We start from the raw sequence: 20,771 nt of genomic DNA on the forward strand, positions 1-20,771 counted from the left end.
TTGTAATGACTTAAAATTTATCTCGCTAAACCTTTAAGTACTAAAATTTGACTTGCCTGATTTTCTTTCGGACGATTTGTCCCTCCGTCAGGGCTTAAGTATTTTGTTCCTGTCCATGTATGTGGCTGAACGCTTAACATAAAAGTATCCGGAATACCTACCTGATCAGATACATCGATTAAAGCACCGTATTCCCAATCTCCAAATTTAGAAATGCCGCCTACGTTGTATTTCGCAGCATCTGCCTGAGTACGACGGTGGTCTAATTCTACTACAACTTTTAAAGCTTTTGTAGCAATATTGTACTGATAAATATAAGCATCATGCGTTTCGTCACCATATCCGTTTGCATCTTCCTGAACGTAAACATAGTTTTTAGTCACACAAATATTATCAGGGTTTTGAAATTTACCGGCAATTCCGGAACGGTTATCACCATCAAGAATTACTTCAAGAGTTCCTTTTAACGGGTCAGCAGCATCCAGGTTTAATTTGTAAACTCTGCCGTATTTTGTTCTTGATCCGTCTGCATTTGTTCCTGTTGTATTTTGTCCTGTTACGTTAAAATACAATTCACGATCAGCAGCATCACCACCTTTACGATAATCTAAATCTTCTACACGACCAAATTTAATTGCTTTCAAAACATTTACAGCGGTATTGATCTGCAAACCGGTCAAAGTAGTATGATTATCGATTTTTACGAAAGAAACAGGATATGTTTTGCTCACTTCCATGTCTTTTTCTCTTTGATTGTCATCGTTTCTTTTTAGCATGTATAAAGAACCATTGGTAAGATCACCAACAGCATTCGACACGTACATAAAAACCTGACCTCCGTAAGTTCCGGAGTCATCATCACCAATTACTACTACCGTTTTTCCTTTGTAAGCTGTAGAACGCAATGGCAAAGCATTCTCAGCACTTAAACGGCCAAATCCTGCCAACTCTTTAGATACAGATGCTGAACCTACATTTCCGTAAGGGTCTAAAGCGTGTGTACGGGATTCTTCACCAGATTCGCCACAAGTCAGATAAACCGGTCCAAAACCATGCTCTTCTTTTGTTGCCATAGTAGCACCGCACAATCTCCAGGTTCCTCCGCTCGAATTCAACAAATATTCACCCTTTGTAGGTTTGAATGTTTTGTCTAGTGTAATTCTAGAAACTGCAAAGTTGTCTTCGTTGTTTACTAAAAAAGTAAATGTTCCGTCAGTGTTCTTCAACAAACCTGAACCATCTGCAGAACCTCCAAAAACAAATTTCGGACTGTCTGCAAAAACATCATCCGAACTAAAAAGAGAATAAATCTTCAGATTCTCAAAACCTGCCTGTGCCTTCAATAAACTTGGTGTTACTGATTGGTCTTTCAATACAACACTAGTTGGTTCCGTTTCGTCTTTAGAATCGTTATTACAAGAGGTAATCAACGAGCCTAAAATAATTAGAGGTAAAATAATTCTTTTCATCAGTTAAAAATTGGTTTTATTTTTTTTACAAAGTAAACCCCTACTCTTTAACTTAAAATGACTTTCATATTATCAAAAAAACAAGACTGTGGTCAAAAAACCACATAAAGCCCTTAAAAAATTAACATTAAATTAGTAATCCAAAACATTCATAAAACTGCAATAACATACAGACAAAAAAAAGAGCCTTATTTCTAAGACTCATTTTCTAATTGCTGTTTATAAATTCCAATATTCTCTTTGATGTTATCCGGCAATACCGGTTCTTTAATATCCGTATGTTTCTGCATGGTATCCCAGATGATCTTGGCAACAATATAACGTGCCATTTCTTTATCATCAGCCGGAACAACATACCACGGGGCATCTTTGGTCGAAGTTTTATTTATGGCCTCCTCGTAATATTCCTGATATTCATCCCAATGCCCGCGTTCTTTCAAATCTCCCAAAGAAAATTTCCAGTTGTGTTTCTCTTTCTCCAAACGTCGCAATAATCTTTGGCGCTGTTCCTCTTTACTCAGGTGCAGATAAAACTTCAGAACTATAATTCCGTTTTGCGTGATATGCTTTTCAAAATTATTGATCTGTTCAATTCTGTCCTTCCAGAAATCCTTCGGAATGTCTTCTACACTTTCAATTCCCGGTAAATTCTCCGCCAGAATAAATTCAGGATGCACGCGTGTAACCAGAATGTTCTCATAATGCGTACGATTAAAAATCGCATATTTCCCTTTTTCAGGCAAAGCCATATAATGTCGCCACAAATAATCATGTTCTAACTCTGCAGAAGTTGGTGTTTTAAAACTATGCACCACAACTCCGCGCGGATTAAACTCCTTAAAAACTTCCCGAATCAAACTGTCTTTGCCCGACGTATCCATTCCCTGCAAACAAATCAAAACACCGTATCTGTTATGGGCATACATCGTATCTTGCTGTTTACTTAACTTGGCTTGTACTTTATCCAGCTTTTCTATCTTTTCATCATCATCGCCTTTTACTTTCAACAAAGTTGGAATCTTTGATAATTTTATTTTTTCTGTAACTTTAAAATCATTCGGATCTATCGATTTCATATATGTTGATTTTATTTATTAGAGATCATATATGTTATCGCCTTTTCAAATCTTTTTCTGTCTAAAGAGATTTATAAGTGGCGATTTCATATATCTTTCATTTTAATTACTATAAATATACTAATTTTACGAATCCCGATAGCTATCGGGACTGCTCATTACAATACTTTTCGATAAACTGTTTTTTTACAAGCCACAACAAGAGCTTCCGCTGGTCGCTTTGTTCTGTCAGGAAAAAATACAATTTCTCTTCAAAGTATTTTCATTGTTATCAGGGCTGGGCATTAAGTATTCTAAACAAACATTCATGGAAAAATTCACATTAGAAATATTATTTCAAATCATCGGAATCGGTTCAGCATCAGGATTATTTTTAAATAACGATTCACTATATATTATTGGCGACAACAGCGGATTTTTATATGAGTACAACATGCTGCATCAGCAATTGCACCAACACGCTTTAATTGACAATCCTACACAAAACATTCCCAAAAACCTAAAGCCCGATTTTGAATCCTTAACACATCACAATGATACCTTATATGTTTTTGGTTCCGGCTCAACCGAAAACCGAAACAAAATGATTGCCTTCGATCTTAAAGATAAAAAGGTGCTTCAAAAAAACAATCTTGTTGATTTATATGGTTTAATGCAGAGTTTTGGCGAAATAAAACCCGAAGATTTCAACTTAGAAGGTGCCATTTTCGATGGAGAAAACTGGTATTTATTCAATCGTGGAAACGGAATATCCAACAAAAACACCATTTTTACCATCCATGCTAAAAACCTGGGAGAAGAATTTGCTTTGGTTGCTACCAATTATAAACTACCAAAAATAAAAGGCGTTCGCTCCAGTTTTACTGATGCTATTCTGGTTGAAGACAAAATCTATTTTCTTTCCACCGCCGAAGACACCAAATCAACTTACGACGATGGCGAAATCTTAGGAAGTTTCATTGGACGAATCGATCTTAAAACCATGAAAATAGATTTTACTCAAAAAATTACGGCAACCAATAAATTAGAAGGTCTTACTTTCTATAAAAAAGAAAACAACAAAATCGAGTTTTTACTTTGCGAGGATAATGATACGGAATTATTAGAAACTAAGATTTTTAAATTGACTTTGCCGGTTAAGTAAAACTTTATGAACCTCTGTGCTATAATTATACCACAAAGATTTTCAAAGTTACCACAGAGAGACACAAAGATTAGTGCATTGAAAATTTCGAACTTTCATAGAAGCACAAAACTATCCATCTCGATAAAACCTCTGAACCTTAAAAAAACTTTTTTTATACTCGTCCCAACCTTTTTATCTTTTTCTCTCTCTTTAGTATAAAGACAACAATTGTGATAAACGAAACGCTAATTTCTAACTGCAAAAAAATGAACCGTGATGCTCAGCGTCAGGTTTATGAGCAAATGGCTCCAAAATTGTATCGCGTTTGCAAACGATACCTCAAAAAGGAAGAAGAAATAGAAGAAGCTATGGCCGATGCTTTCTATACTATATTCACAAAACTGGAACAACTCAAAGAAGTTCTGGCTTTTGAGGCCTGGGCGCGAAAAATAACCGTAAATCATTGCTTGGCAACCATCAAAAAAAATACCAATTTCAATATGTATCTTGATGATGTCAAATTGCTTTCGCAACCTTTTACAGAGGAGATTAATACATTAGAAGAAGAAGATTTGCTCAATTTACTCAATCATATTCCGGATGGCTGTAAAACTGTCTTTAACCTTTTTGTTATTGAGGGTTTTGCACACAAAGAAATAGCAGCAATGCTTAACATTTCTGAAGGTACATCAAAATCACAATTGAATGCCGCAAAAACCAAGTTAAAGGAATTAGTAAATAAATTGTATTACCAAAAAGCAAAATAGTCATGGACAATCAAGATAAAATATTTGATAAATTTAAAGAAGCCGCAGAAAACTCGGAACGAAAAGATTTTCCGGGAATGGACAAAGTCTGGGCGCGTGTTGAAGATAAACTCGATAAAAAAGAAGACAAAAAAGCAATCTCGCTATGGAAAAAAATTGCCATCGCCGCTTCTCTCTTATTACTCATCTCAATTGGATCTCAGTTTATAAAATCAGACAAAACAGCAATTCAGGATACTAAAGTTGTAATTAAAGAAAATATAGAACAAAACATTTTAGAGAAAAATAAAACCGTTGTTTCTTCAGAATCACCACTACTTCCAAAACCCGAAGCCCTTAAAATTCTAGATAAGCAAATCACCAGACAAAACAATGTAGCAGAAACAACAATCTATGTTACTGAGGCTGTGGGAGCAGGTATAGCAGATGCAATAATTATCGAAGAACCAGCCGCTGCACTCACACAAGCTGATTATGCTATAGAAGAGGATAATAATAATTTGAAAGACAAAGCAGCTCAAAATTCAGATTATTCCAGAACTGTAGAAAGAGAATCAGCTAAAGTTGCTTTTGCTGATAAGCAACCACAAATGGCTAAAAAAAGTGCTCCGCTGATTGTTCTTAACGGAAATGCAATATCTCATAGCGACGATAATAAAAGAGATAAAATGATGCAAAATGAGCTTCCTAATTTACAGCCTGAAAATGTAGATTCTCTGGTAATTCTGGATGCTCCTTTGTATATTATTGATGGCGTTTATTATTCTGAGAATGATTTATTCGGCAAAAACCCAACAAGTCCTTATGCACCTTTGAACAAACAGGAAATTAAAACTATTACTGTTCTTCAGGATCTCGAAGCGACATCAAAATATGGCGAAAAAGGAAAAAAGGGTGTTGTAATTATTACCACTAAATATGGAAAGCCAACTTCTAAAAACTAATAATAAAATTCAATCTTAAAATCTTTGTCAAAGTTGAATACTTTGACAAAGATAAAACGCAACTTTTATTTAAAATTTATCTCATGAAAAAAGCAACCTTTATTTCATTAACCCTTTCTATGCTTATAACTTTCGCTGCAAATGCACAAGAAAAGTCAGTTTCTAAAGAACATTCAGAAAAGAAAACAACAGAAACAACGACCAAATCTAAAGACACAATCTCTGATATAAAAATTTCATCGAATGTTATCAAGCCTGTCACATCACCTGCTCGAATTATAATATGTGCACCATCCAAAAGTTCGCTTATGAATGAGCCTTTGTACATTTTGGACGGAGTGGTCATAAACTCAAAGCAATTTTCTAAAGTTAATCCAAATGATATTGAAAGCATTCAAGTGCTGAAAAGAATTGATGCAACTTCTGTTTACGGCAATAAAGCGATAAACGGAGCTATAGTGATTACAACAAAAAAAGAGGATTAATAAGGTATAAGTTTTAATTTGTTTACTTCATTCGACTAAATATTTATTTACATTTGACCTCTTTTTGAAAATTCTTCAAAACTTATTTAGACAAAAAATATTTACAAATCAATATCAGACAAAACTTAATGAACCCTATATTAAATCAGAACTTATTTCTTATAAAAGAGCATATCGGAATGTTTAAAGCGGCCAACAACTACGACATTTATAATCCGGAAACCAACCAGATCATTATGAATTGTCGTGAAAACAATCTGGGCTTTTTTACCAAAATGTTACGTTTTACAGATTATAAAAGAATGACGCCTTTTGATATCGAGATTACTACGGCTTCCGGAGAAAAAATAATTTCAGTAAAACGTGGTATTGCGTGGCTGAGATCAACTGTTGAAGTTTTTGATGAGAAAGATCATTTGGTGGGAACATTCAAACAAAAAATATTTTCTATTGGAGGGAAATTTGAAATTCTGGATAAAAATGAAAGAACGGCTGCAACTCTTCAGGGAAAATGGACGGGCTGGGATTTTAAATTCAGCCATGAAAACAAACAATTGGCTCAGGTAAGTAAAAAATGGGCAGGAATGGGTAAAGAGTTTTTTACGAGCGCTGATAATTATGTGCTGAAAATCGAAGAAAACGTTGCTCCGGACAGTCCATTGAGACAATTAATTCTTGCAGCTGTTATGTGTATTGACATGGTACTGAAAGAATAAGAAAGTTGTTAAACTTAGATTAAGAAAATAGCCCAAAGCATCATTTTAGGAAGCAAAAACTGTATTTTTGTGTAACTAAAATGATGCTTTTTGCATTTCTAAAAAATAAATCATGACAGACTTAAAAAATAAAAATGCGCTCATTACCGGCGCAGGAAAAGGAATTGGAAAAGCTATTGCCATTGCACTTGCCAAAGAAGGCGTAAACTTAATTTTAGTTTCAAGAACTCAGGCTGATGTTGATCAACTGGCTGCTGAAACTGCTGCTTTAGGCGTAAAGTCTTTAGCTTTATCTGCTGACGTTTCAGACATTCATTCGATCAATAGTGCTGTAGAAAAAGCTTTAAACGAATTTAAAACTATAGACATATTAATTAATAGTGCCGGAATTGCTTCTTTCGGAAAGTTTTTAGAGCTGGAACCGGACGTTTGGGAAAACATCATCAAGGTAAACTTAATGGGAACTTATTATACCACCCGTGCCGTTATCCCTAATATGATCGAAAGACAAACGGGTGACATTATCAATATTTCTTCTACCGCAGGATTAAACGGAAATGCTTTAACAAGCGCTTACAGTGCTTCTAAATTTGCTGTATTAGGATTAACAGATTCTTTAATGCAGGAAATGAGAAAACACAATATTCGCGTTACAGCATTAACTCCAAGTACGGTAGCAACAGACATGGCAAAAGATTTGAACCTGACAGATGGCAATCCGGATAAAGTGATGCAATCTGAAGATATTGCTGAATTGATCATTGCGCAATTAAAATTAAGCCGTCGCGTTTTTATAAAAAACAGCAGCATCTGGTCTACTAATCCTTAAAAATAAATTCCAAAATTTAAATTCTAATGTTGAGTTTTTAACGTAAAACTCCAGGATTTGGACTTTAAAAAAATTGGAATTTCAACAAAAACATGATGGAACAATATTTAAGACAATTAATATCAATAGAATTCACAGATAAAAAAGAACTTTTTACGGGATTTCTTATTGACTACTCTGACGATTGGATTTTACTACGAAACAATCCGGAAGATTTTATACTGGATGGTTTTGTAATTCTGAAAAACAAAAACATCGAAGCCATTCACAGGGATCATGATCTTGAATTTACAGAAAAAGTGATTCGACTGAAAGGCCTAAAAACCAATGCCGAAGATATTATTCTGATTAGAGATTTAAGCACGATCCTGAATTATGTAAATTCTAAATACGGTATTTTTCAAATTTCGAAAAAATCAGCAAAATCAGCTTATTTGGGAAAATTAATAGCGCTAAACGATGAAGAACTAACCATCGACTTCTTAGACATAAAAGGTCAGTTTGGTGGTGAATTAAGTTTTAATCCGGAGAAAATCAGGGTTATTGAGTTTGATACGGATTATATCAATTCTTTGAAATTGGTAATTCCGGAAGATCAGAAATAGCATTTATTCTAAATACCACTAACGTTTCAACTTTGTCAAGTTTAAAAGTTTGACAAAAATCTAAAAAGCAGAAAAAGCCTTTCATGAAAGACTTTTTCTGCTTTTTGTTGTTCTGTTAAAAGCTGGTTTCCTCTAGATCAATATAACTTATAATGATACTTTTAAGTCTTTTAATGGTTCTTTCTAATAGGTCTAAATCATAATTTCGCAATCGCTAAATTCAATAGACTATCCCTTTAAAGATAGACCTTTTAACACTAAACTGAAAGTCATAAAACTTTATCGGTTAAACATTTTTTTTATACTCCTAAGAATTTTAAAAATAGCTAAAATTGAAATTTTAAGACATTAACATAACAATCTAAATAATTTAACTTAAGTATGGAATCACAAACATTACAATTGCCACATAAGATTTACATCAATAAACAAAAATTAAAACAAGAATCCATAATCTACGGTATTCTGACCATATGTTGTTTATTTGGATTTTGGTACGGAACCGGAAAATTTTTCACTGCAGATTATTATTATCCCAAGATGGTAATTCTTATGCCAATATGTTTTATTATTTTACTGATCGAAACCATAAAAAAATATAAGACCGCCTCTAATAATGAGGCATTATTTTCTTTTTCAGAACAAGGTGTTGAACTTTTTGATAAAGATTATGCCGGTATTGGTATTATACCGTGGAGTGAAATTACGGGCTGTTCAGAGAATGAAACGGGAGGTTCTTACTTTGGGTCTGCTAAAATGAAACTTTTATCCATAAATGTCAAAAACCCGTTAGTCTATTTAGACAAGATGAAAAATAACAGCCGTCGAAAAAAAATAATAAAATTCAATAATAAAAATAATATCAACTCTGTATATCATATTGAGTCAGTAAATTTAGGGGTCGATATTACACAGCTAAAAAGAACTATTTATCAAATGGCTGAAAAAGCCAACAGTTAAAGATTTCTAAAAAAAACAATCAAAATAGCGAAAAAAGAATTCTTGAAAAAGATCCATAAATTTAAAAGAAATAATTATGTTTTACTATTATAGTTTTATCACAAAACCTTTAACAGCAGTTCGGTTACGAAATGAAACTTGTCCGGTTTGCTCTAAAAAGAATTGTATCGAAGTAACCTTATATATGAAATACGCTTCTTCCATAATTCCACTTTTTGGAATGGGGAGAACAACGAGCGTTCATTGTACTGAATGTGGCCATGAAATAAAATCATACAACACACCTCTTTTTGCCAAGAAGAATTATTCGCCTGAAATACTAAATACCATAAAAGATCTTAGGTCAAATCATAAACGCACAGTGTGGCAACTGCTTTATCCTTGGTCGCTATTAATTTTACTGGGCTTATTGTGTGTTTTTGGGCTACTAAAACAATACTCTGTTTCACAAAACAACTCAAAAAATGATGAAATGCTTGCAAATCCAAAAATTGGAGACGTTTACAAAGTAAATATTGATTCAATGTATTTATTAAACGCAAATTCTATGGGAAGCAAAAGAGGACAGACCTTACTTAAAATTGTAAATATAAAAAATGATACTCTTTTAATGGTGCGCAATAAACAAAAAACAGAAGGTGTTGGTGTTAGTGAAAGTGACTGGAAAACGTTATCCCGAGAAGATAATGCTTTTGAAACAATACCTTATAGAATAAGTGCAAAAGGAATTGCAGAAAGAAAAGAAATATTCGAATTCTATGATCAAAAGAAGATTGATTCAATAAATAAGACAGATGTAGTCAAGTCTACAGATCCTCTTCATTTCTCTAAATCAATTGGTCGAATTCCTAATTATAATGGAATTGAAGTAGTAGAACGAAAATAGAATTACTACTAAAAAACAATAAAACCCTTTTAGAAAAGGGCTTTATTGTTTTTTGTCATGAAGAAGAAATCGAAATGACAAAGTATATCTCTGTTCTTAAGCTTCCGTCAATTTATTTAAAAACGCTAAACGGACACTTCCGTCTTCGTCGATTTTTGTCAGATTGATTTCTTGCAAAGTATTAACTAATTCCGGATTCCAAGGCGTTTTTACTTTTACGTAGTTTTCAGTAAAACCGTGAATGTATCCTTCTTTATTTTCACTTTCGAACAAAACAGTTCTGTTAGATCCCAATTGGCCTTCATAAAAAGCACGACGTTTTTTAACGGATAATCCGCGTAACATTTTAGAGCGTTTTGCTCTTACATTTGCCGGAACAATTCCCTGCATGTTGGCAGCTTCTGTATTGTCTCTTTCAGAATACGTAAATACGTGTAAATACGAAATATCCATTTCATTCAGGAAATGATAGGTTTCTAAAAAGTGCTCATCGGTTTCACCCGGGAAACCAACAATTACATCTACACCAATACAAGCATGCGGCATTACTTCACGAATCTTATTTACACGTTCTGTATATACTTCACGCAGGTAACGACGTTTCATTAATTTTAAAATATCATTGCTTCCGGATTGTAGCGGAATATGAAAATGAGGTACAAAAGTCCTGCTTTTAGAAACAAATTCTATGGTTTCATTTTTCAATAAATTAGGCTCAATTGATGAAATTCTCAAACGCTCAATTCCATCCACCTTATCCAAAGCCTGAACTAAATCAAGAAAAGTATGTTCGTGTTTTTTGTTTCCGAATTCTCCTTTTCCGTAATCGCCAATATTTACTCCGGTTAAAACAATCTCTTTGATATTTTGAGCCGAAATTTCTTTAGCATTTTGCAATACATTTTCTAAAGCATCACTTCTCGAAATTCCTCTCGCCAACGGAATCGTGCAATAGGTACATTTATAATCACAGCCGTCCTGAACTTTCAAAAAAGCACGGGTTCTGTCGCCAATAGAATAACTGCCTACATAAAAATCAGCTTCGGCAATTTCGCACGAGTGCACTTCACCCATATCGTTTTTACTCAAATCATTAATATAGTCGGTAATTTTAAATTTTTCAGTAGCTCCTAAAACCAAATCAACACCATCAACTGCTGCTAATTCTTCCGGTTTCAGTTGTGCATAACAGCCTACTGCCGCAACAAAAGCCTTATCATTGAGTTTCATCGCCTTTTTTACCACCTGCTTAAATTGCTTGTCTGCATTCTCTGTAACAGAACAGGTATTAATGACATAAATGTCTGCTATTTCTTCAAAATCAACACGGTCAAAACCTTCGTCATTAAAGTTTCTGGCAATTGTAGAAGTTTCTGAAAAATTCAGTTTGCAACCAAGCGTATAAAAGGCAACTTTTTTTCTATTTTCCATGGGAATAAACTACGTTTTAAGTAGTAAGATATTGATATTTACTTCTCTTTTAAAGAGTTTGCAAATTTACGTACAATATTCTTTAAAATAAAATCAATAATACACTATATATCAAAGTTTTGCACCAAACATGCATTTCAGGACTTCATAAAAAAACACCAATTAGCCCGGGAACGAATTAATAAATTTTATCTCCGAAAAAAACGACGCTTTTTTTCAATAAGAATAAATTGACAAAATCATCGATAAAATGCAAATAACATCGATTAAATACCTTTTTAACGACATTAAATTCAAATTTTCTTACATTTAACTTTGTTTAAATCATTTTTAGAAGTAATTTCACTTCATTAAAAATGGAACAATAAAATTTTATTATTTAAAGAATAAATTGCTCATAACAATTTTGATTTTCCCTCGTTATGTTGTTGTTTTGTTGTTATAAAAAATGGGAAGGCCGAAAACCAGAAAGAGTAGGCGAAAATTATAAATTAAAAATCCATATGAAAGCATTTTTACCCACAATCTGCTTGATGTTCTTAACCCTTTTTAGCTCGCAAGCGCAAAATACTGCTCCGGCTGCTAATCCATTTCCTTCTATTAGTACATTGACAACTTGGGCGAGCTTAAACTCTCAATCTCAATTTGATATTGCAATTCGTGCGGTTGGATTTAAATTTGAAGTAAAAGAACCGAGTGAAGGCTCGACTGCTTACACTTATATTCGTAAAGTAACGGTAAATGAAGTAAATTATACAGATAGAATTGTTTACAGAATTACCAATAATAATTCAGCAAGTATCATTTCTTTAGTAACAGCTTCTACTGATTTAGTGAGTTTGTATACACCACAATTGTCTACTTTTAAAAATAACAATTGTAAAACTGAAATGTCTAAAGACAAAAATACTACTTGTACTTGTTACGAAAGCGCCAATTTTGCAATCGATCTTTGTGACGAGCGTGTAAAACTAACAATGGGTGACGGAAATAAATATTTTGTATCTGTAGCTAAAAAATAATATCTGATAGAAGTATCAGAAACTACGAGCTGTTTTCTAAATCTTTGCGCATCTTAACGAGATAAGAATACAAAGATTTAGAACGCATTTCTTAGGATTTATAAGTTTGGATTTTTTAATTCGTACCAAATTTCCAATTCTCCTTCATATTCAAAAGAATTCACGTAACGCATACCGAGTTTTTCAAGAATTTTTCTGGAGTTTTCATTTCCCTCATCCGCGTAAGCATAAAGTGCCTCTACTTTCATTACGTCAAAAGCATAATCTACAAAAGCTTTTCCGGATTCAGTAGCATATCCTTTTCCCCAATGTTTTTCGATGAAACGATATCCAATTTCATAAAAATCTTTATGCTGATTGATTTCATTGGTAATAAATTTTATTCCGGACCATCCTATAAACTCTCCGGATTCTTTGAGGACAACTGCCCAGCGGCCGGCACCAAAATCTTTATATTGTTGCTGAATAATTTTGATATGAGAGCGGCTTTCCTCTATATCTTTTACCGGTTTTTTACCAACAAAAACATGTACGTTCGGGTTAGAATCCAATTCAAACATTCCTTTGTCATCAGATGCTATCAATTCTCTCAAAATCAAACGCTCTGTTTCTATTGGCTCTTTCATCTCAAATAAATTTAATTTAAAATATAACGCTGTACCACTTCAGCAACTCCGTCATTATTGTTTGATGCTACAATTACATCTGCCCTGTCTCTTAATTCAGGCGTAACATTATCGACCCAAACTCCAAGTCCGGCGTATTCGATCATCGTAAGATCATTTCCTGCGTTTCCAACTGCAATAATCTCACTTTGGCGAATGTTTAACTTATCGGCCAAAAGCTTTAAACTCGCTGCTTTATCAATTCCGTTTTGAGCCGCTTCCAGGAAAAATGGTTTCGACATTGCAACACTTAAATGTGGCATTGCCAGTTTTAAATCTCCTTCGACTTCTTTCAGGTAAGACGGTTCTGCCAATAAAATACATTTTACTGCCGGCTTGGTAACCGCTGCCTTAAAATCAGCTACTTTATTGTGTGGCAATCCCGTAATTTCTTTTTCGATGTCGATGTATTCGGAATCGGTTTCACTCACAATTTCACCATCAAGATAGGTAATAATATGCGTTTTCATTTTTACACTGTAATCGTATAAATCATGAATTTGTTCCGGTGTTAAGCACTGTTCAAATAATATAAGATCATCTTTTACAGTACTAATTACAGCACCATTGAATGAAATAATATGCGAATCGTATAAATCTAATTTTAACTCTTTAGCATAAGCGGTCATTGCTGATGTTGGCCGGCCGGAAGCCAAAACCACATGCACCCCTTTTTCCTGCGCTTCAAGAAGGACTTTTTTATTTAATTCAGAAATTTTATGATCGTCTGTCAACAAGGTATCATCCATGTCGAGCACTAGCATTTTATATTGCATTTTTTTTTAGTTTTCAGTTTTCAGTCGCAGTAAACAGTTCTCTTCTGAGACTGGAACTGAAACTGAAAACTTTCTTTATATACTCATTCTGAATTCTTCGATAACCGGATTTGCCTTAGCAAAATCTGTTTCCTGAATAAACACCTCAACGGCTAAATCAGATTGTCCAAAACCTCCAAGGCGAGCTGACTGAATATTGTCTTTTTTTGTTGTTTCTACTCCTGCTTCTTCTAATCTTTCTTGTAAAGCAAGTGCTAAAACTTCACTTCCTGAATATACTTTCATTAATCCCATAACATCTTATTTTTTGTAATTATTTGAAATCTACTGTATTATTGTTTGTGGTTGTTTCTAAAATCAATATTTTTTCAATTAGGCACCGAAAACTGAAACTGAAAACTGCGACTCTATTCCTCTTCCTGAATATCGTCATCTTCTTCGTCCAGTTCCTCTTCACCTTCTTCATCCATATCAAACAAATAAGGCTCCAGCATCATTTTATCTGCCAAAATCTCAATACGTTCTGTCAGGTTTTCAGCAAAAATAATACGTTGTGTTTTCGTGATACTATTTGAAATACGCATGATTTTAGTTTCGTGACGCAATTTCAGCATTGGATCAGCATCGTCGATAATAAACATTTTCAAACGGTTTACATTATATCCGGCTGTTGTAAACATATCACTCAGTTTATTTGGCGTTCCGATCAGAACATCAATTCCGGTCGAAATATAATTTTTGTCGTAATCTGTATCTCCTTTGTCGTGCACGCCGTAAACTTCCAGCTTAGAATATTTCCCGTATTTCTCAAAAAGGGCTTCCATCTCTAATACTTTCGCTTTGTCTTCAACAAAAATCAAAGCACGTGGCGACTCTTCGGTATGTCCTGATAATTGCTGAATTACATTCAGCACAATTGTTGTCGTTTTTCCACTTCCTGCCGGAGAAAGAATAATACAATCTGCCCCACTTTTTATAGTCGAAAAAGTTTCCTGCTGCAGAATATTTGCTTCTGTTAAACCATTTTCGATTAATGCGTCTTGTAACTTTTCGTTTATTTTTTTTAGTTTCATCTTTTTTATGCTTTAAGCTTTAAGCTCTACGCTCTAAGCAAAAATTATTCATACTCTTTAAAAAGCTTAAAGCCTATTGCTTATAGCTTATTGCGCGAAGCATCTATTTGCTTGCAAACATTTTCACATCGGTTTCAGAAATTTCGTTTCCTCCCAAAATGATCAGTCTTTCGACTACATTTCGAAGCTCACGGATATTTCCTGTCCAATCATATTCCTGCAATAATTTTATAGCTTGCTGCGAAAATACTTTCACTACATTTCCTTGTTCTGATGCAATTTTCTCTGCAAAGTGTCTTATCAAAGCCGGAATGTCATCACGTCGTTCGTTCAATGGCGGAACTTTAATCAAAATAACAGCCAAACGATGGTATAAATCTTCACGGAAACGACCTTCGGCAATTTCGGTTTTTAAATCTTTATTGGTTGCAGCCACAACACGAACATCGACTTTTATATCTTTTTCGGCTCCTACTCTGGTAATCATACTTTCCTGCAAAGCACGTAACACTTTGGCTTGCGCCGAAAGGCTCATGTCGCCAATTTCATCTAAGAAAATAGTTCCTTTGTCTGCTGCTTCGAACTTTCCTGCACGATCTTTTACCGCCGATGTAAAAGCTCCTTTTACATGACCAAACAATTCACTTTCGATCAGTTCACTTGGGATTGCAGCGCAGTTTACTTCAATCATAGGAAAATTGGCACGCTCGCTTTTTTCATGCAATTGATGCGCCACCAGTTCTTTTCCGGTTCCGTTTGGACCTGTAATCAAAACTCTGGCTTCTGTTTGCGCTACTTTATCAATCATTAGTTTAATATGATTAATAGCCTCGCTCTCTCCTACCATTTCGTAGTTTTTGCTCACTTTTTTCTTTAGGATCTTATTCTCAACTACAAGTTGTTTTTTGTCTAAAGCATTACGAACTGTATTCAATAAACGATTTAAATCAGGCGGTTTTGAGATATAATCAAAAGCTCCCAAACGCATCGTGTGAATAGCCGTTTCCATATCACCGTGACCGGAGATCATCACCATTGGAATTTCAGGTTTGATTTTTTTAGCTTCTTCTAAAACCTCAACACCGTCCATTTTTGGCATTTTGATATCACACAAAACCAAATCGTAATCGTTGTTTTTTATTTTTTCAAGACCTGCAACACCATCTTCTGCTTCATCTACCTGATAGGTATCGTTCTCTTCTGATAAAATCTTTACCAAAACTCTTCTGATGGATGCTTCGTCTTCTACAATTAGTATTTTGCTCATTTTTTTTAATGTTCAAAGTTGCAAAGGTTCAAAGGTACAAAGTTTAAAATCTTTGCATCTACGATACCTTTTACCTCTTATTAGTAATACATCTTTTATGTTTATATAATTCTCAAATATTTTATTCTAAGTTACAAAAAATGAAATTCAAAAAAACCTTTGAACCTTTGAGCCTATGAACCTTTGCAACTATAAAAACTAATACTTCAGCCATCTATACAATTCTTTCCAGGTTGGTTTTTTGCCGTACATTAAAATACCGATGCGGTAAATTTTTGCAGCGAACCAAACTACAAGGAAAAACGTAGCAAACAATAATGATACCGAAATTGCGATTTGCCACCACGGCACTCCAAACGGAAGTCGCATTAACATTACAATTGGCGAGGTCAACGGAATCATAGAAAACACAACGGCAATTGTTCCGTGAGGATCATTGACAACCGTAAAAAATCCGATATAAACACTTAAAATAAGCGGCATAATAATAGGTAATAGAAATTGTTGAGAATCGGTTTGATTGTCAACCGCTGCTCCAATTGCCGCATAAAATGAGCTGTATAAAAAGTAACCGCCAATAAAATAAATTACAAAACCAATTAAGATACTACCAATTGGCAGATTCCATAATTCGCTGATATACATTTGCGCTGTTCCCGTCATTTCCTGCTGTGCCGACTGCATTAGTTCTGGTGAAATTCTTGCCGTTGGCCCCACATTCACCCCAAAAAATGCCGAAGCACCATACATTAATGCCAAACCAATTATCGCCCAAATCATAAATTGTAACAATCCCGCAAGTGAAGTCCCGATGATTTTACCAATCATTAACTGGAATGGTTTTACCGATGAAATAATAATTTCGATAATTCGGTTGGTCTTTTCTTCAATTACACTGCGCATCACCATGTTTCCGTAAATGATGATGAACATCATAATCAAATACCCAAATGCTCCGCCAATACCAATTTTTATTTCATTTAAACCTTTCAGGCTTTCTTCGCCCGAAGCTTTTACCAAATGAATATTAACTGACGATTGTGCCTTTTTTATTGCCAGAGTGTCCAGTTTGGCATTTTCGAGATTGATTTTGGTAATTTTTTCTCCTATAACATCCTGTGTTTTTTCAATAAAGGAAATACTTGGACTATTATTGGAAATAAACTCAATTTTGCTTTCTAAATCTTTTAAGTTACTTGTCTTGGGAATAATAATTAAACCATCTAAACTTTCATTTGTTATACTGTCTTTTAATGCTTTTATATTAAGCTCAGATAAATTCAAATATTTAAATGCTGCATCTTTTTTATTCTGTTTTACAAAATCATTCGCAAACAAACCTGTTTCGTCGTGAATGGCGATTTGTTTGGTTTCTGCTTTCATAGAACTCAAATAACCAATAAATCCTGCGATTGCCACAAACAGCAACGGACTTAAAAATGTCATGACAACAAAAGACTTATTACGAACTTTTGCAATAAACTCTCTTTTTATAATCAACGAAATTATACTCATTTTTTAGATTAATTAGATTTTTAGACTTCTTAGATTATTAGATTTTTTATTAGATCTCCAGATTCAGTATACGAATCCAAGAAGTCTAACGATCTAAAAATCTATCCAGTAACTGTTTGAATAAAAATATCGTTTACGCTCGGGATTTTTTCTACAAAATGAGTCACTTGTCCACGTTGTGTCAGGATATTTAATAATTCATTTGGAGTTGAATTCCCAATTTGAATATCTAATTTCAAATCATCATTTAAAGATTTGAAGCTGGCTGGTGCAACGGTAAACTTTTGTGTAATATCATACATCAAACCTTCTACATTATCCGTTAAAATCCCAACCTCAAAACTATTGGTTCTAAACTGGCGTTTTACATCGCTTAGTTTTCCTTCTATTAATTTATTCGATTTGTGAATCAAAGCAATATGATCACAAAGTTCTTCCACACTTTCCATTCGGTGTGTCGAAAAGATAATGGTCGCTCCCTGTTCTTTTAATGCCAGAATTTCATCTTTGATAATATTTGCATTTACAGGATCGAATCCTGAGAAAGGCTCATCAAAAATCAGCAACTTAGGCTTGTGCAATACGCAAACCACAAACTGAATTTTCTGTGCCATCCCTTTAGATAATTCCTGGATTTTTTTGTTCCACCATCCCTGAATTCCCAAACGATCAAACCAATATTCCAATTGCAACTTTGCTTCTGCTTTAGAAAGCCCTTTCATTTGCGCCAAATACAAACATTGCTCGCCCACTTTCATAGAAGTATACAAACCTCTTTCTTCAGGAAGATATCCAATAGTCTGCACATGTTTGGGATGCAATTTTTCTCCGTCTAAAATTATTTCGCCACTGTCCGGCAATGTAATTTGATTGATGATACGGATAAGGGAAGTTTTTCCAGCTCCATTGGGACCTAATAACCCATAAATGCTGCCTTTTGGCACATTTAATGAAACTTCGTTAAGCGCTACATAATCACCGTATTGTTTTACGACTTTATGTACTTCGAGTAAGTTGCTCATGCTATATTTTAGATTTTCTGCTTCAGTTTGATCATTATGATCAACAGCCTGTAAAAGTAAATAATTCGAAACGAATCTTTGTATAATTAAGCAAAAAACCCATTCTAAATTTACATTAGAATGGGTTTTTTAAAACTTATTTAGTATTTCAGAAAAAGTTAAGCTTATGAAAACATATCTTTTACTTTCTCAAAAAATGATTTTTCTGATTTTTCAGGACTTGGAATAAAGTGTTCGTCAGTTAAAGCATTTTCAAAAAATTGTTTTTGCTCTTTATTCAAGGTTTTCGGAGTCCAGACATTTACATGAACTAATAAATCTCCGCTTCCATAACCGTTGATACTTGGAATTCCTTTTCCTTTTAATCTTAATATTTTTCCGGACTGAATACCTTCTTCTAACTTGATACGAACTTTTCCGTTAATGGCTTCAATATCTTTAGAAACTCCTAAGACTGCTTCAGGAAAACTGATGTACAAGTCATAGTGAATGTTTTCACCTTCACGTTTCAGGAATTCATGCTCTAATTCTTCGATTGCAACAATTAAATCACCAGGAATACTATTTCCCGGAGCATCGTTTCCTTTATTAGAAACTTTCAATTGCATACCATCCACAACTCCTGCAGGAATTTTGATAGAAACTGTTTCGTCTTCTACAACCATTCCTTGCGCATCTGCTTCAGAAGGTCTTTTATCTAAAATCTGACCTGAACCTCCACAAGTAGGACAAGTTGTCGCAGATTGCATTCTTCCTAAAATAGTATTGGTTACACGCATTACCTGCCCCTGACCGTTACAAGTCGAACACGTTTTGTATGTTACTCCTTTAGCCTGAACTTTACGTTTTACTTTTACTTTTTTCTCAACACCATTAGCAATTTCTTCTAAAGTCAATTTTACTTTAATTCGAAGATTACTTCCTTTAGCACGACGAGGACCTCCGCCTCCGCCTCCTCCGAAACCGCCAAATCCACCTCCAAAAATATCACCAAACTGGCTGAAAATGTCATCCATATTCATACCGCCATGGCCACCACCACCAAAACCTCCGGAACCATCAAAAGCCTGGTGTCCGTATTGATCGTATTTTGCTTTTTTGTTAGGATCGCTTAGAACTTCATAAGCTTCTGCCGCTAGTTTAAAGTTTTCCTCTGCCTCTTTGTCGCCTGGATTTTTATCCGGATGATATTTCAGTGCACTTTTTCGGTACGCTTTTTTAATTTCGACAGCATCAGCACTTCTTGTTATGCTTAGTATTTCGTAAAAATCTTTTTTCATAATTAGAATAAATTCCATCCCGATAGCTATCAGGATTCATTTCAAACTTCAGTTAACTCATCTCCTGAACTTCAAAACATTTTATTTGCATTTTTTAGTTTCCGGTAACAACTTTAGGAAAACGAATGATTTTGTCACCTAATTTGTATCCTTTTTCAATAACATCAACAATTTTCCCTTTTAATTTCTCAGACGGAGCCGGAATTTGGGTAATTGCTTCAGCAAAATCAGCATTAAAAGCATCACCTGCTCTTACTTCAATTTGCTCTAAACCTTTAGAAACCAAAGTGTTTTTCAGTTTTTCGTGAATAAGTTCAACCCCTTTCTTTAGATTCTCATCTTCAGATTTGTTGATTTCCACAATCGCTCTGTCAAAATCATCCAAAACAGGCAGCATTGCTAACAAAACATCCTGGTTTGCAGTTTTAAACAAATCGATACGCTCTTTTGAAGTTCGTTTTTTGTAATTTTCAAATTCAGCAAATAATCTCAAGAATTTATCTTTTTCTTTTGCCAAGTCTTGAGCCAATTGCTCTTCAACACTTAATTCTTCAACAATTAATTGTTCACCGTTGGCATTGTTCTCTAACGTTACATCATCTAATTCCTGATCGAACTCTGTATTTTCCGTAGTCATATTACTTTTATTTTTAAAAATATTCTTAAACTTCATTTTTTATTCTTTCTGTTGGATTGCAAAAGTACTGCCAAATCTTATAAAATGTCAAATTGTCACTTTATTAGAATTGAGTCACTTAAAAACTAAAATTAACCACATAAAATTTAGTATAATTTTAAGACTATTACGATTTAGTTTATACTATATTTGAGTACCAGATTGAAAACTAAATTATTAC

General features: G+C 34.1%; 22 protein-coding genes. 10 read left to right on the forward strand and 12 right to left on the reverse strand.

The features are described from left to right. Positions 1 to 17 precede the first annotated feature (17 nt). Positions 18 to 1,469 carry a PhoX family protein gene (locus tag B0A67_RS22645; RefSeq protein ID WP_072961806.1) on the reverse strand — a complete coding sequence of 484 codons (1,452 nt, stop codon included), beginning with the start codon at positions 1,467 to 1,469 and terminating at the stop codon, positions 18 to 20. Positions 1,470 to 1,663: 194 nt separating this feature from the next. Beyond that, positions 1,664 to 2,545 (reverse strand): PPK2 family polyphosphate kinase, encoded by an 882-nt coding sequence (locus tag B0A67_RS22650; RefSeq protein ID WP_072961809.1) that lies wholly within the window; start codon positions 2,543 to 2,545, stop codon positions 1,664 to 1,666. 307 nt (positions 2,546 to 2,852) lie between these two features. Between B0A67_RS22650 and B0A67_RS22655 the strand changes: the two genes are divergently transcribed. From B0A67_RS22655 to B0A67_RS22695, 9 genes are all read left to right on the forward strand, one after another. After that, positions 2,853 to 3,689: a DUF6929 family protein gene (locus tag B0A67_RS22655; RefSeq protein ID WP_072961813.1), complete on the forward strand. Its 837-nt coding sequence runs from the start codon at positions 2,853 to 2,855 to the stop codon at positions 3,687 to 3,689. 248 nt (positions 3,690 to 3,937) lie between these two features. Beyond that, complete coding sequence (locus B0A67_RS22660) at positions 3,938 to 4,438, forward strand: RNA polymerase sigma factor (protein WP_072961816.1); 501 nt, start codon at positions 3,938 to 3,940, stop codon at positions 4,436 to 4,438. Between the two features lie 2 nt (positions 4,439 to 4,440). Further along, positions 4,441 to 5,382, forward strand: coding sequence for a hypothetical protein (locus tag B0A67_RS22665; RefSeq protein WP_072961819.1), 942 nt, complete (start codon positions 4,441 to 4,443; stop codon positions 5,380 to 5,382). Between the two features lie 83 nt (positions 5,383 to 5,465). Continuing rightward, positions 5,466 to 5,867 (forward strand): TonB-dependent receptor plug domain-containing protein, encoded by a 402-nt coding sequence (locus B0A67_RS22670; RefSeq protein WP_072961823.1) that lies wholly within the window; start codon positions 5,466 to 5,468, stop codon positions 5,865 to 5,867. 128 nt (positions 5,868 to 5,995) lie between these two features. Beyond that, positions 5,996 to 6,583: an LURP-one-related/scramblase family protein gene (locus B0A67_RS22675; protein ID WP_072961826.1), complete on the forward strand. Its 588-nt coding sequence runs from the start codon at positions 5,996 to 5,998 to the stop codon at positions 6,581 to 6,583. Between the two features lie 112 nt (positions 6,584 to 6,695). Next, positions 6,696 to 7,412, forward strand: a complete 717-nt coding sequence (locus B0A67_RS22680; protein ID WP_072961830.1) for a 3-ketoacyl-ACP reductase — start codon at positions 6,696 to 6,698, stop codon at positions 7,410 to 7,412. A 95-nt stretch (positions 7,413 to 7,507) separates the two neighbouring features. Then, complete coding sequence (locus B0A67_RS22685) at positions 7,508 to 8,017, forward strand: hypothetical protein (RefSeq protein ID WP_072961832.1); 510 nt, start codon at positions 7,508 to 7,510, stop codon at positions 8,015 to 8,017. Positions 8,018 to 8,398: 381 nt separating this feature from the next. Next, entirely contained in the window at positions 8,399 to 8,977 is a 579-nt protein-coding gene (locus tag B0A67_RS22690; protein ID WP_072961835.1) for a hypothetical protein, read from the forward strand. A 76-nt stretch (positions 8,978 to 9,053) separates the two neighbouring features. Further along, positions 9,054 to 9,863, forward strand: a complete 810-nt coding sequence (locus tag B0A67_RS22695) for a hypothetical protein (protein WP_123887470.1) — start codon at positions 9,054 to 9,056, stop codon at positions 9,861 to 9,863. A gap of 96 nt (positions 9,864 to 9,959) precedes the next feature. On the opposite strand, the gene mtaB is transcribed toward B0A67_RS22695, so the two are convergent. Further along, complete coding sequence (gene mtaB / locus B0A67_RS22700; RefSeq protein WP_072961841.1) at positions 9,960 to 11,294, reverse strand: tRNA (N(6)-L-threonylcarbamoyladenosine(37)-C(2))-methylthiotransferase MtaB; 1,335 nt, start codon at positions 11,292 to 11,294, stop codon at positions 9,960 to 9,962. 503 nt (positions 11,295 to 11,797) lie between these two features. On the opposite strand from mtaB, the gene B0A67_RS22705 reads away from it, so the two are divergent. Beyond that, positions 11,798 to 12,316: a hypothetical protein gene (locus B0A67_RS22705; protein ID WP_072961981.1), complete on the forward strand. Its 519-nt coding sequence runs from the start codon at positions 11,798 to 11,800 to the stop codon at positions 12,314 to 12,316. Between the two features lie 98 nt (positions 12,317 to 12,414). Here the strand turns inward: B0A67_RS22705 and B0A67_RS22710 are convergent, their stop codons facing one another. From B0A67_RS22710 to B0A67_RS22750, 9 genes are all read right to left on the reverse strand, one after another. Further along, a complete protein-coding gene (locus tag B0A67_RS22710; RefSeq protein ID WP_072961844.1) occupies positions 12,415 to 12,942 on the reverse strand; it encodes a GNAT family N-acetyltransferase in 528 nt (175 codons plus the stop codon). Positions 12,943 to 12,953: 11 nt separating this feature from the next. After that, positions 12,954 to 13,757, reverse strand: coding sequence for a Cof-type HAD-IIB family hydrolase (locus tag B0A67_RS22715; protein ID WP_072961849.1), 804 nt, complete (start codon positions 13,755 to 13,757; stop codon positions 12,954 to 12,956). A gap of 75 nt (positions 13,758 to 13,832) precedes the next feature. Further along, on the reverse strand, positions 13,833 to 14,051 hold the full coding sequence (locus tag B0A67_RS22720) for a putative signal transducing protein (protein ID WP_072961853.1): 219 nt from the start codon (positions 14,049 to 14,051) through the stop codon (positions 13,833 to 13,835). A 113-nt stretch (positions 14,052 to 14,164) separates the two neighbouring features. Next, positions 14,165 to 14,830: a DEAD/DEAH box helicase gene (locus B0A67_RS22725; RefSeq protein WP_072961857.1), complete on the reverse strand. Its 666-nt coding sequence runs from the start codon at positions 14,828 to 14,830 to the stop codon at positions 14,165 to 14,167. 103 nt (positions 14,831 to 14,933) lie between these two features. After that, positions 14,934 to 16,097, reverse strand: a complete 1,164-nt coding sequence (locus tag B0A67_RS22730; RefSeq protein WP_072961860.1) for a sigma-54-dependent transcriptional regulator — start codon at positions 16,095 to 16,097, stop codon at positions 14,934 to 14,936. Between the two features lie 198 nt (positions 16,098 to 16,295). Continuing rightward, a complete protein-coding gene (locus B0A67_RS22735; protein ID WP_072961863.1) occupies positions 16,296 to 17,612 on the reverse strand; it encodes an ABC transporter permease in 1,317 nt (438 codons plus the stop codon). Between the two features lie 101 nt (positions 17,613 to 17,713). Further along, the gene (locus B0A67_RS22740; RefSeq protein ID WP_072961868.1) at positions 17,714 to 18,634 is read right to left on the reverse strand and encodes an ABC transporter ATP-binding protein; all 921 of its coding nucleotides are present in this window, start codon (positions 18,632 to 18,634) and stop codon (positions 17,714 to 17,716) included. 164 nt (positions 18,635 to 18,798) lie between these two features. Continuing rightward, the gene (gene dnaJ / locus B0A67_RS22745; RefSeq protein WP_072961983.1) at positions 18,799 to 19,914 is read right to left on the reverse strand and encodes a molecular chaperone DnaJ; all 1,116 of its coding nucleotides are present in this window, start codon (positions 19,912 to 19,914) and stop codon (positions 18,799 to 18,801) included. A gap of 94 nt (positions 19,915 to 20,008) precedes the next feature. After that, on the reverse strand, positions 20,009 to 20,587 hold the full coding sequence (locus tag B0A67_RS22750; RefSeq protein ID WP_072961872.1) for a nucleotide exchange factor GrpE: 579 nt from the start codon (positions 20,585 to 20,587) through the stop codon (positions 20,009 to 20,011). Positions 20,588 to 20,771 lie beyond the last annotated feature (184 nt).

It is taken from the genome of Flavobacterium aquidurense, from assembly GCF_002217195.1.
Classification (GTDB): domain Bacteria; phylum Bacteroidota; class Bacteroidia; order Flavobacteriales; family Flavobacteriaceae; genus Flavobacterium; species Flavobacterium frigidimaris.

Coding starts and splice junctions, on each gene's coding strand:
- B0A67_RS22670 (WP_072961823.1), top strand. CDS start 5,466: ATGAAAAAAGCAACCTTTATTTCATTAACCCTTTCTATGCTTATAACT.
- B0A67_RS22715 (WP_072961849.1), bottom strand. CDS start 13,757: ATGCAATATAAAATGCTAGTGCTCGACATGGATGATACCTTGTTGACA.
- B0A67_RS22725 (WP_072961857.1), bottom strand. CDS start 14,830: ATGAAACTAAAAAAAATAAACGAAAAGTTACAAGACGCATTAATCGAA.
- B0A67_RS22740 (WP_072961868.1), bottom strand. CDS start 18,634: ATGAGCAACTTACTCGAAGTACATAAAGTCGTAAAACAATACGGTGAT.
- B0A67_RS22665 (WP_072961819.1), top strand. CDS start 4,441: ATGGACAATCAAGATAAAATATTTGATAAATTTAAAGAAGCCGCAGAA.
- B0A67_RS22645 (WP_072961806.1), bottom strand. CDS start 1,469: ATGAAAAGAATTATTTTACCTCTAATTATTTTAGGCTCGTTGATTACC.
- B0A67_RS22650 (WP_072961809.1), bottom strand. CDS start 2,545: ATGAAATCGATAGATCCGAATGATTTTAAAGTTACAGAAAAAATAAAA.
- B0A67_RS22730 (WP_072961860.1), bottom strand. CDS start 16,097: ATGAGCAAAATACTAATTGTAGAAGACGAAGCATCCATCAGAAGAGTT.
- B0A67_RS22690 (WP_072961835.1), top strand. CDS start 8,399: ATGGAATCACAAACATTACAATTGCCACATAAGATTTACATCAATAAA.
- B0A67_RS22710 (WP_072961844.1), bottom strand. CDS start 12,942: ATGAAAGAGCCAATAGAAACAGAGCGTTTGATTTTGAGAGAATTGATA.
- B0A67_RS22705 (WP_072961981.1), top strand. CDS start 11,798: ATGAAAGCATTTTTACCCACAATCTGCTTGATGTTCTTAACCCTTTTT.
- B0A67_RS22680 (WP_072961830.1), top strand. CDS start 6,696: ATGACAGACTTAAAAAATAAAAATGCGCTCATTACCGGCGCAGGAAAA.
- B0A67_RS22675 (WP_072961826.1), top strand. CDS start 5,996: ATGAACCCTATATTAAATCAGAACTTATTTCTTATAAAAGAGCATATC.
- B0A67_RS22720 (WP_072961853.1), bottom strand. CDS start 14,051: ATGGGATTAATGAAAGTATATTCAGGAAGTGAAGTTTTAGCACTTGCT.
- dnaJ (WP_072961983.1), bottom strand. CDS start 19,914: ATGAAAAAAGATTTTTACGAAATACTAAGCATAACAAGAAGTGCTGAT.
- B0A67_RS22695 (WP_123887470.1), top strand. CDS start 9,054: ATGTTTTACTATTATAGTTTTATCACAAAACCTTTAACAGCAGTTCGG.
- B0A67_RS22735 (WP_072961863.1), bottom strand. CDS start 17,612: ATGAGTATAATTTCGTTGATTATAAAAAGAGAGTTTATTGCAAAAGTT.
- B0A67_RS22655 (WP_072961813.1), top strand. CDS start 2,853: ATGGAAAAATTCACATTAGAAATATTATTTCAAATCATCGGAATCGGT.
- B0A67_RS22660 (WP_072961816.1), top strand. CDS start 3,938: ATGAACCGTGATGCTCAGCGTCAGGTTTATGAGCAAATGGCTCCAAAA.
- B0A67_RS22685 (WP_072961832.1), top strand. CDS start 7,508: ATGGAACAATATTTAAGACAATTAATATCAATAGAATTCACAGATAAA.
- B0A67_RS22750 (WP_072961872.1), bottom strand. CDS start 20,587: ATGAAGTTTAAGAATATTTTTAAAAATAAAAGTAATATGACTACGGAA.
- mtaB (WP_072961841.1), bottom strand. CDS start 11,294: ATGGAAAATAGAAAAAAAGTTGCCTTTTATACGCTTGGTTGCAAACTG.